We start from the raw sequence: 12,807 nt of genomic DNA, 5'->3' as shown, positions 1-12,807 counted from the left end.
TCTTTATGATTCATACGATTTACTCCCTTCTATGATGTTTTGCACACTCTTAAAATCCAATTTCCCTTGCGCCACCTCTTGCATCAATCCGATGATTTGCTCGTCTGTATACGTGCCCGTTGTTTGATGTGCTGCGCTATGATTTTGTTTTTCAGCCTTTGAGGCCAAATGGTTAGATAGAGCTTGCACTGTCTGACATTCAAGGATTTCTCGGCCGGTCATCTTCAGCTGTGTGGTTTTTTCGATATGCCGCATCAATTTTCGGCCAAGAATTGAATCCATCCCATAATCCAGAAAATTTCTATTAAAATTGATTCGATCCTCAGATATGTCCAACTCTCGTGCTAAAAATTGAACAATGATCTTTTGAATATGGGTTTTGCCATTCGGCTCGTCAATCTCTGTTTTCATATCTTGTGAATGCTGTTTAACGGCCTCTGATTGCTGAGTGCCTGACGAAATCCAATACCGTTCCCTTGCAAATGGATAACCAGGTAAAGAAACCATCCGAACGTGATCGCCATCATGAAGGAGTTCCCAAGGAATCTGATATCCTTTCACCCAGCATTCCGCGATGTTTTCCAAATTTCTTTCTTTTGCGAGAGCTTGCAGAACTGCTTCATCTTGTTCTTCTAAAATCCCTTCTGTATATCCTGTATAAAGGGATCTCTGTTGGCCTGATACCCCACCATTCTTCATTGCTTCCACATATTCCTTCAATTTTCGCACCAATTGCTTCTGATTGTTTGCAACGATCGCGAGCCTTGCTTCCATGGCTTTTCTCCCAACCTGAAGCGTATATGCCACATCAGGTAAAGAAAGGTTATGATTCTGCTCCAGATACGCAATCATGCGGCAGGCAGCATCCTGAAGCCGATCGTCATTTTGGGCTGAAATCACAATGATCTGCGGTGACCCTTGATGCCGCTGTGTGGACGGCTGATCATCCGGAATGTATTCTTCAATGACTGCATGTGCATTGGTGCCGCTGATTCCAGTCGTGCTGATCGTTCCCATCCTCGGCTTCTGATTATTCCTGATCCATGGACGGTTTTCTTTGCAAAGCACAAACGGGCTTTCTTTAAACGGAATATACGGGTTTTCCGATTCACAGTGATGAGTAGCCGGGATGATCTGGTTTTTCATAGCCATCAGCATACTGATTAAAGCTACCGTTCCTGACGCTGCAAATGTGTGTCCGATTAAAGGTTTAATTGAGCTGATCATACAGAATTGCTTCTGCTTCGTATATTTGCTGAACACGTTCGTTAAAGCCTGGACCTCAAGCGGATCACCAATATTCGAGCCGGTACTGTGCGCCATCACATATTGAATATCGAGCGGATTGATTTCATTTTTTTCATAAATGTTTTCGATCAATTCTGCCTGGCTAAAAGGATTTGGCGCAGTAATGCCGTTGGTTTTGCCATCGTAATTCACGCCGCTGGCCTTGATGCAGCCATAAATATGATCTTTATCTTCAATTGCCTTTGATAATGGTTTCAAGAGAACAGCAGCCACCGCTTCACCTGGCACAAGACCATTGGCATTCTCGTCAAATACTTTGCATTGTCCGTTCGGAGACAGCATTTCGGCTCTTGTCAGCGCCTCAAAAGACATGTGAGAAATATTCAAGCTGACGCCGCCGGCTAAAGCCATTTCACACTCCCCCTGACGCAGAGCTGAACATGCCTGGTGAATCGCCACAAGTCCAGATGAACATGCTGCTGTCAACGCCATATTAGGCCCTTTTAAATCCAATGCGTACGCAATTCTCGCAGATAATGTGGCGTTTTGTGTTCCATTAATGTAATTCGTATCTCCTGTTAAATGCGCATATTCTCCTTCTTCCACACCTACATAGACACCGCAGGATTTTCCTTTTATCCGGTCTCCCATATAGCCGGCGTCTTCAAACGTGCGCCATGCTTCCTCTAGAAAAATGCGCTGGCGCGGATCCATGCTTTTGGCTTCTTTAGGCGATATTTGAAAAAACAGCGGATCAAACCGGTCTATGTCCTTCAAAAATGCGCCCCACCTTGGCACTGCTTTTTCTGGATCTCCGTTCGATCCCCCACAGTCCATGCGTTCGTCCGGGATGTCAGAGATACACGTTTTTCCGTTTTGCAGATTATCCCACAGCTCATAGACCGAATCAGCTTGAGGGAACCTGCCGCTCATGCCGATAATGGCGATCGGCTCATTGTGACCTTGTCCGTTGCTTTTTTTACTGGTTTCTGCTTCGGGAACTACAGAATTTGCAGCAGGAGCTTCTATGGACTTTTGCGACTCAGATGCATCATCCCGGTAAAATGCTTCAATCAGCTCTTTATGATCCGTTAAGAAAAAGCCGATCAATTCCTGTAAAGTCGAATAGCCGAAGAATAAAGCCGGTGTTACTTCGATGTTGAAATGCTTTGATAACACATTCGAAAATTTAGCCAAATAGATTGAATCAAATCCGAAGTCAGCCCAATTTTTGTTCACATTCAGCTTGTCCTTTGAAATCTTAAGCAATGTGTGGATATGCTCTTTCAAATCGTGTTCTAACCGCTTTTCAACGCTTAGTGTTTTTACCTCATTGTTTTTTTCTTGTACGACAGGGACTTGAGTGGCCGGTTCTGGAATTACTGGTTCAGTCATTCCTAAAAATCGGCTGACACGGCTTGGGTGACCGGCTATCACGAGGTGCTGAGCATCCTGCTGAGCTAGAATATGCTCAAACATACGGATGCCTTCCTCGGCTTCTAGGAAGCGTTGGCCGCTTGATTTCAGGTACATATCAGTTGTTTCTTCATCACCGATTTTCATTCCGCCATCTTTCCATACAGGCCAGTTGATGACAAACGTTTTGCCGCTATGCAGCTGGTTTCTGTATTGTGCGTAAGCCATCTGAAATCGGTTGCCAATCGCATAATCACAACATCCAAAATCCCCCAAAACCGCCGAAGAAGAAGAAAAATAACACATAAAATCAAGGGCTTCATTTTTAAGCCATTCATCAAGCGCTATTGTTCCGTTGATTTTCGGTTCAATGACGTGCTGAAAGCTTTCGATCTTTTTGTCAAAAATAGCAGAGTCGCTCTCAATTCCGGCTGCATGAATAACACCGTTGATTTCACCGAATCGGTCTTTCCCTCTTTTTACGCAGTCTCCCATCGCGATAGGGTCAGATACATCTGCTTCTGCATACATCGCTTCGCCGCCTAGATTCTTTAATTCTTTTATTTTCTTTTGTTTTTCTTCATTGAAAGGCGACCGCCCTGTCAAAATCAGGTTTGCGGCATAGTTTTTAGCCAAATGCTTGGCGAATAAATAGCCGAGCCCTCCTAACCCGCCTGTAATCAGATAAGTCCCGCTAGATTTTAATTTGCTGTTGTTCGGTTGTAACGTTGTCCGTTCTATGTGACTTACATATCGTTTCCCATTTTGATACAAAACGGTTTGTTCTATTGAAGCCTGTAATTCTGTCCACATATTACGTGCCCAATCATCCATCGATCCTTGATCTGCCGGCTGAAAGATTCCAGTCACTTTTGTGTGCGGAAGGACAAGCCCGAGCGATCGTTCGAATCCAATCCATGATTCCAGATAGCTTCGGTCAAGGCCATTTTCAAAACATCCTGCCAGCATCAGCCGTAAAGGATGCAGCTTTGCTGCGGACATACCTTGTAATAGATAGACAATACAGGAATGGTCCTTTATACAGCTCTTGTCTTCCGCAGGCCACATATAGAGAATTGCATCTGGCTCTCCATGTTCTTCTTTAATGCTCTGGAAGGCCTTTTCAAAAGTAACGGGTTCTTGCCGCACAATCTGGTAGCTATATTCAGACTGTTTGCTGTACACCTCACCCTGCGAAATAAAAATGAGCTTGGTGTCTTGATCAACATTTTTTACCGCTGAAGCAAATGTGTTTTGCTTTTCTCTATCAGTCAGAAAACAGATGAGCGTTTTGATACGTTTCGGAGCGTGGGTTGCCGGCTCTTCTTTCCACACTTCTTGAAACGTCATAACCTCGAAAGGTTCTTCTCTTTGCTGATCATGATTTTTTTCTATAGGCGCCGGGGCCTTTGCCGGGCCTGGTGCCCAGTATCGTTCTTTTGCAAATGGATATGCCGGAAGACTGATCCGGACAGGCGTTTGGGTGCCGTACAGCATATCCCAGTCGAAAGACAAGCCTTTCACCCAAAGATCCAGCAGTTTCGTGAATTTCCCTTTGCTCATCCATGCTTCTATGATTTTTTCCGTATCCTCATCCGCTGATAAGACTGCTAATGCTTTTTTGCTATCATCAATGCGATCCAGATACAGGCTATCTGCTTTGTTTTCGATAAAATCGTTCAGCTTTCTCTCAAGATGCTCTAGTGATTCCGCTATAAAGGCCAGCCGTTCCTCCATTGCTTCACGTCCCGTTTGCAAAGTATAGGCGATTCTGATCAGATCTGCTTCACGGTACCTTTTTTGTTTGATGGCTGTGAGCAGCTGTTCCGCTCTTTCTTGCAAACGTTCCATGTTTTTGGCCGACAGCACAATCAGCGCTGGGGGATGGTCTTCCGGCGTTTGCGCTCCCATTCTCGGAATATATTCTTCCAGAATGATATGGGCATTGGACCCTCCGGCGCCAAAACTGCTCAATCCAGCGCGCCTAGGCACCTCTTGTCCGCCAATCACCGGGCGTTTCCATTCACCAAGCTGCTGCTGAAGGACAAATGGAGTATGGCTGAACTCAATGTTCGGATTCAGCCGCTGAGCATGCAATGATGGCGCAATTTGGCCATATTTAAACTGAAAAAGTATTTTTGTCAGCCCTGCAATTCCGGCTGCACTTTCACAATGACCGATGTTTGATTTGCTGGAGCCGATCGCGCAAAACTGTTTCTCCTGCGTATCTTCCTCAAATGCTTTTGTTAACCCCGCTATCTCAATCGGATCTCCTAATGCTGTGCCTGTTCCATGCGCCTCCACATAACTGATGGTTCGGGCAGGAATGTTGGCGCGCTCCATTGCATCTTTAATCACCTGTGCCTGTGCATGAGGATTTGGAACCGTGTATCCATTTGTTTTTCCTCCGCTGTTAATGGCACTTGCCTTTATCACACCGTAAATATGATCGCCGTCTGCTATTGCTTGCTGCAGCGGCTTTAACACAATCGCGCCTACGCCTTCACCGTCGACAAATCCATCTGCATCATCTCCGAATGATTTACATGTATCACTAGAAGAGAGCATATTCATGACAGATAAGTTCTGATAGTGAACCGGGTCGACGACTAAATTGGCACCGCCGGCAATGGCGCAATCACTCGATCCGCTATAAATGCTTTCCAGCGCTAAATGAATCGCTGTCAGAGAGGATGAGCAGGCTGTATCGACGGCAAGGCTCGGGCCTTGGAAATTCAGCAAATAGGATATTCTGTTGGCGATAGACCAATAGCCGTAGCCTGTCGGATAATTTTTGTTCATGACTCCGGCAAAGACGCCGATTTTTCTGCTTGAACTGAGCGAGTCAGGCGTGTATCCCGCGTCTTCAATACTTGCATAAGCGGTTTGCAGAAATAATCGCTCCTGAGGGTCCATTCGTTCTGCTTCAAGCGGCGAAATCTGAAAGAATAATGGGTCAAACTTGTCCATATCCTTGATAAATCCGCCCCATTTCGTATAAATCGATCCTTCTTTTCCTTTTTCTTTATCGTAATAAGCTTTCCAATCCCAGCGTTCTTTCGGAATTTCCTCAATACAATTTCTTCCTTCTTTTAGATTGTTCCAAAAGTCTTCTGCTGTTTCCGCCTGAGGATAGCGTCCGGAAATGCCGATAATGGCAACGTCACGTCTGGCAAGAGTGTTTGTCGGTGTTTCTTTTTCCCTGCTGAAGCCAAGCTGGCGATAGCGCCGTGTTCTTTTAGCGGCCCCATCAGGTTTCTGTGAAGATTGGGTTCTGCTTTCGGCCGGTGTCTGTTGTTGAACTTGACGGTCAAGACCTGTTAATTTCAACAGCGCTTCTGTTTTTGTTTTGATGAAATGCTCCACTAATGCGTCAATGGTCTGGTACTCGAAAAATAGAGTGCTGCTAACATGGTCAAATTCTTTACGCAATGTATTCGTCAGCTGGACAACAACGATAGAATCAATACCGTACTTTTCAAGCGGTTCAGATGACTCAATCTTACCTGCAGGAATTTTCAACGTTTCTCCGATTAGTTTTTTCATATAATCTGTGCTTTTTTCTCTTAGGAGAGCATGTTTAGATTGTCCTGCTCCCTCTGAATCTATGGATTGAATGCAGGCTGACTCCTGATTAGACGCTTGTGAAACATCCTTCTCCGGCAAGAGCTCATTTTTCATTATACGGCGAACCAGCCCGTTGCTTGAGGCTGCGACGATTTGATGACTCAGATTATGAGCCGCCTCGGCCGGGAAAGAGACAGATTCAAAGCCTTCGCTTTCGAGTGCCGCTTTCCAGCTGTCAGGATGTAAGCCTGGACAGCCGGGAATCCGCACTGCAGGATCTTCATACAGCCACCAGCCTTCCAAAAGACCAAAGGTGATGTGAGGGAACAGGCTGTTTCCCGCCATTTCATTCAGCAGCAGCATTCCGTTGTTTTTCATCACTGCTTTTGTATGCCGCAGGGTTTGACGGATATTTTTTGTCGCGTGAAGGACATTAGCCGCAATGACGACATCATAGCCGCCAGCCTCGATTTCCTGCTGGTCAACCGGTTTTTCCACATCGAAAAGCTGATACGTCAGATACGGATTTTCCGCCCCATATTCCTTTTCTGCATGCAGCAAAAATGCTTTCGACAGATCTGTATAGCAGTATTCGTTGATATGCTTTTGATATGGTTTCAGTTTTTCAAAGATTCCGGCACTCGTGCCGCCTGTGCCCGCGCCTATTTCCATAATGCGAATTGATGCCTCAGGATCTTGCTTCAGACGTTCATCCAGATAAGCTAATAATGTATCGGCAAGCACTTTATTAAAATAGTCTGCCACTTGGTTATGCTTATAAATGCCTTCCACCAATTCCATCGAGGATTGCGGGAACATGACATCTGTCGCAGGGACTTTCCCTGTCAAAATATCCGGCAGTGCTTTTAGCATGGCCTCTGCTAAGACAACCATCGCCTTTGTCTCGCTGTCTTTCAGCCACTTTTCTTTTTTGGCGTTCCATTCTTGCCAAAGCAGCTCGATATCCTCTGCTTGATCCTTCCTAACCAATGAATCTCCATCTTTCTTAAGATAGCCATGCTGCAAAAGAAACTCGCTGCTTTGCCGAAGCCATTTTCCATAAAATTCACGAGTTTTGTATTGTCGAAGACGTTCAACCGATAATGTATGACCATCAAACAGTTCAGCCGTTTGCAGCTGTCCTAACAACAGCCTGTAAAGAAGATCGTCTAGTTCTTCATGTGTCGCTCTTTGTATTCGTCCCGTTTTCGGCAGACGCTCCATCAGGCTCTCTGCATCTGCTGAAGGTTGCTCGGGATAAAGGGTGATGCATTCATTCTGATTCACGCCTTCGACTGCTACAGGCTTTGTCGTATGAATGAAAGCCGTTTGGCCGACTGGCCCAGAAAGCAGTACGTCCAGCGCCTTCATTGCTTCCGCAGGCTCAATTAAACCTAAGCCGATTTGATTCATAAGCTGTACATAATGTTCATCCTCAGCCGCTTCACTATTCCCCCAATATCCCCAGTTCATGACTTTTACAGGGCATGCCCAGCTCTGGGAAAGCTGGTGAGCAAAAGCATCTGCAAATGTACAGCCAGAGGCATAATGGCTTTGCTTCACATTTTTGATATGTGCCACAAGCGAAGAGAAAAATAAAACAAAATCTACATTCTCCCGGCGGAACACTTGGGCCATCCGAATACTGACATCGATCTTCGCCGCAAGTCCGGCGGTGAATTCTTCAAACGTCATATTTTCCAGGCTTTGTTCAAATAAAACCATCGCAGAGTGAACAATCCCGTGAATATGAGGATGGCGTTTTTTCACTTGATCATATGCCTGCTGCAATGAATGCTTATCGGCAGCATCGGCTGCAATATAGAAAGGCTCAGGGCCAAGCGCCGAAAGACGGTCTATTTTCGACTGGATGGCAGCATTGATTTGACTGCGTCCAATCCAAACAATTTGCGCCTGGTAGCGGCGGATCATGTACTCACTCCATGCCTCTCCAATGTACCCGGCGCCTCCAATGACCACATACACCCCGCCTTTTCGATAAAGCGTGTCATTTGCCAGTGAGTGCCGATACGGGATCAATTGCTGCTGATGCCATTGCTGATTCCGATAGGCCAAAGCGTGTCCAAGACGGTCAGCAGGGAGTGTAAACATTTGATATACCGGCCATGTGCAGTCTTTTTCCAGATCAAGAAGACGGATTTTCCAATGCGGATACTCCTTTGCCATTGTGCCGGCAAGTCCATGGATGCTTGCATGAGCGGGTTGTACTGTCTCATGTTGCGTAACCGGCTGCGCTTGGATTGTCACAAGAGACCATTCAAGTTGTTTCTCGCCATAGCCTAATTGCAGGCAAGCTTTCACAAGCTTAAATAAGTGAAGAACAGCTTCTCCTTGTCTATCACTATCCTCCAGGTCTGACGGGGCAATCCACAAGACATGTTCAATGCTTCCGTACGTTTGCAGTTTGTCCGCTATTGCCTCAATGTCATCTGCAGGGCGGATATCGAAAAAGGAAATTTGCGGATAATGATGCTTTATGAAAGTCCAATCAGCTTCAGCAGCTCCGCATAAAACAGCTCTTGTACCAGCAAACGAAGCATTATCCTCCGCTTCTAGAGAGACTGGTTCCCAGACGGGAATCATCATCGTATGCCCGGTCAGCTGAGAAGCAGTTACTAGTTGAGACCTTAAATCCCGCTGTCCATCAAGCGCCCGCATTGAGGCACCTTTCATTCGCACACAAACATTTCCGTTCTCATCGCATAAATCAATATCATACTTTCTGACGTTGTCCTCCGCTTTACTGTCTGAACTGTATCGAATATAAGACCATATCTCCTCTGGACACGGGCTGAAAATATCAACCTCTTGCAACGCAAATGGAAGAGACAGCGTCTGCGCTTGTCCAGCGGCATTGACTGAGCTAACGATAAAACCGACTGTGGCATGGAACGCGGAATCCATTAAACTCGGGTGGAGCGCAAAATGCTGCTTATCGTTTTTTAGAAAAGCGGGTAGCGAGATTTTTGCAAGCAATTGATCTTTTCCGACATAGACTTTTTCAATCCCTTTATAGCCCTTTCCATAGTCAAGCCCAATCTTTCGAAACGCTGCATAACATTGTTCTTGCGTCACTGTGTCCAGACTGCATTCTGTCTGTATTGATGATAGGTTTAAAATGGAAGTGTCCGCTTCATCTGAAATGACAGCGCGGCCTTGGCAGTGTATCGTCAGGGCTTCTTCTTTATGTTCAGAGCTGCTATAAATGTCAAAGGAAATGTCCCCGTTATCCTCAGGATAAAGGCCAATATGTATTTCTTTTGGGTCATTTTCTATCGTGATAGGGCGTATCCACACAATGTCTTTAAGCGACACAACTCTTTGTTCACCGTCCAGGTCGCCTGCAGCTTTTTCCGCTGCTTCCCTTGCCATTTCTAAATAGGCAACGCCAGGCAAAATCTTCTGTCCCTGTACAACATGATCAGACAGGAAAAATTCCGTGCCAGTAAATACAGAGCTAAAGCGCTGCTCAGTAAAGTCTGATGTATTGCGGTGCACCAGCGGATGTAAGATGTGATTCACAGAGCTGGTTTTCGTTTCAGGAGCTGGGATCCAGTAGCGTTCCCTTGCAAACGGATAGGTCGGAGCACTGATTTTAAACGGCTTGCGATCGCCGTATAGATCGTCCCAGGTGACTCGCTTTCCTTGAACCCATGATGTCGCCATTTCCTTCATTTCACTGTCTGTTATCAAATTGTTATTCAGTGCATTCACCGACGTTGATCCAGCCGCCATTTGATCTTCCTTGGCTTGTCCGGTCCAGCAGCCCTCGATCTTTTCTTCGCCATTGGCAAACGCCTGAAGTTTAGCAGCTAAATCTTTTTTGTCTTTTGCGAAGAAAGCTGCGCGCTCCTCCATTTCAACCCGTCCTGTCTGCATGGTATAAGCTAACGCTTTAAGATTGACGTCCTCGCTAAGAAAATCCAGAAGTTTAAGTGCGTAAGCCTGCAGACGATCTTTGTTTCTCGCGGACAAAGGTATCACTATTCCTTCATTTTTCGTTAAAATCGTCTCTGAATGGCTCTCTGCCGGAGTATATTCTTCCAAAATAAGATGCGCATTTGATCCTGAAGCGCCAAACGAACTTAAACCTGCGCGGCGGGGAAATGTGACGTCCATCCCGTTTTCTTCAAAAGATGGCTGCTCCCATTCCTTTGTTTCATGCTGGACAAAAAATGGGGTTTGATCGAGCTGCAAATAAGGATTCAGCTCTTCTGAGTGTAATGACGGCACCAATGTTTTATGATGCAGCTGCAGAACTGTCTTCGTTAAACCGCTAATGCCGGCTGCCGCTTCAGCATGGCCAATATTTGATTTCACAGAACCGATTGAACAGAATTGCTTGTCCTGCGTATTCCGGCTGAAAGCTTTTACTAATCCTTGTATCTCAATCGGATCTCCCAATGAGGTGCCCGTGCCATGGGCTTCAACATAGCTGATGGTGCGCAGATCAATTCCTGTTTTTTCTAGGCATGCTTCAATCACATCAGCTTGGGCTACCGGGCTCGGTACTGTAATTCCGCTTACTTTCCCTACATGATTTATCGCACTGCCTTTGATGACAGCATAGATTCGGTCACCGTCTTGTTCAGCTTTTCGAAGCGGCTTTAGCAATACTGTGCCGACACCTTCTCCAGATACGTAGCCATCCCCGCCTTTGCCAAAAGTATGGCAATAACCGTCACTTGAGTGCATCCCTACACTGCCATAGCTGATATATTTAGCCGGATGCAGTGACAAATTGACGCCTCCGGCAAGCGCGGCCTCGCATTCTCCATTCCGGATACTCTCTATTGCCAAATGAACCGCAGTTAATGAGGAAGAGCAGACCGTATCCACAGCCATGCTTGGGCCGTGGAAATTACAATAGTAAGAGACCCTGTTGGCTATTTGCGCGTAATTCAGCGATAAAGGAAATGGATTGTTTTCTGATAGAGCTTCCGCCCCTATTAGCGAATAGTCCTTATGCATAACACCGGCAAACACACCGACATGCTGCCTTTTATTTTCTCCCTTTGGCGAAGCAATTGTCTCTGGTGTATAACCCGCATCTTCAATAGCTTCCCAGCACGTCTCTAAAAATAACCGCTCCTGAGGGTCCATCATTTCCGCTTCACGAGGAGAGATTCTGAAAAATTGAGGATCAAAGCAATCAGCTTCCTCGATAAACCCGCCCCATTTCGAGAGCGGCTTGCCTGCAGGGGAATCCAGACCATCGTTTTCTTTCCATTCCCAGCGGGAGCTTGGGATCTCTGTGATGCAGTCGGTACCAGCTTTAAGATGTTCCCAAAATTCCTGAATGTTTTTTGCCTTAGGATAGCGGCCTGCCATCCCGATAATGGCAATGTCCTCCCCGAGCTTCATTGAATAGGCAGCACCTTCTGAATAATCCTTCTTTTGTGAAGGAGATTGGCGGACAGCATCGTCCGCCTCTCTAATTGAATAGTGATCAGCAAGATGTGCAGCCAGTTCTGCAATTGTTGTGAATTCAAACAGCAGTGTTGGAGCAAGATCCGCTCCAACCTTATCTCCAATTTCCTGAACCACTGTAAGCAACGACGGTGAATCCAGACCAAGCTCATAGTACCCAGCGTGGATATCCATTTGTTCTGCCGGCCTTTCAAGCTGCTCAGCAAGCAATTGACGCAAATACGTTTCAAATGCGTGATAGTCTCGACTGGTGTGCTGAGAGACAGCGGCTCTTTCTTCTTGAATTTCTTTTGCAGAGTGAAAAGCTGACCCATTCCGTACAGACTTGCCTGCAAACTGTCTCAGCTCGGCCACTTTTTGTCCTGATGAATTAAAATATTCAATCGTCATATAAGTGAGCTCTTTCTTCTGGCGCACAGATGAGGAGAGGATCCGTGCTGTACATCCTTTTTGCAATCGTTCTGAAGCTGAAAACGATTCATAACACAATGGCAGATACATCGTTTGATCTGAGAGCAGGCAGCTTGATCCTATACCACTCCCATCAATGAGCGTCGGATGAAACAGAAAAGCATCAGAATGGCGCAGCGCCTCCTGTCCGACTGCTAAATCAATTAAAGCACCCTCTTTGGTCTCATAAATCTGCCCTTCCGCCTTCATCATGCCGGTATGCACTAATTCTTGAGATCGGCATTGTTCATATATTTCATCTAAATTCAGAATCCTGTCAGCTGTACGTTTCCACTGATTAAGGTCTATTGATTCTGCAAAAGCGGTTTGCTCTTTACGCTGCATGTCAGCAGTCACATATTGTCTCTTGTCAGATAGCGACTCTCCATGCTGTTTTTGTCCGTCGATGATAATGGACCATGTCCCTTCCTTTCTTTCAGACACGTGAATGGTCAGGGCAATGTCATATGACTCATCTGCGATCAAAGGGTTAAAAATGATCAGGTTTTTTAATTCAAGCTCTTGGTATGCATAACCATGTTCTTGGAATACTTGATAGATCAAATCTATATAAGCAAGGCCGGGTAATAACGCCTGTCCATATACCTTGTGGTTGGACATGATTGGATTTTTTAATGAAATGTGCAGTTGTTCAGTTATCATTTTCCCACTCCT

1 protein-coding gene is annotated in these 12,807 nt (G+C 45.8%); it reads right to left on the bottom strand.

The genetic code is table 11. The features are described 5' to 3' along the window. Nucleotides 1-3 precede the first annotated feature (3 nt). Nucleotides 4-12,795 carry a type I polyketide synthase gene (locus C1T29_RS10935; protein WP_095432811.1) on the bottom strand — a complete coding sequence of 4,264 codons (12,792 nt, stop codon included), beginning with the start codon at nt 12,793-12,795 and terminating at the stop codon, nt 4-6. Nucleotides 12,796-12,807 lie beyond the last annotated feature (12 nt).

The sequence above is a fragment of the Bacillus sp. MBGLi79 genome (genome assembly GCF_002953915.1).
Note: the sequence above shows the minus strand (reverse complement) of the source record. Positions and strands in the feature narration are given on the sequence as shown.

Bases quoted from the DNA above. Each gene is read 5' to 3' on its own strand.
- C1T29_RS10935 (WP_095432811.1), bottom strand. From the start codon at position 12,795: ATGATAACTGAACAACTGCACATTTCATTAAAAAATCCAATCATGTCC.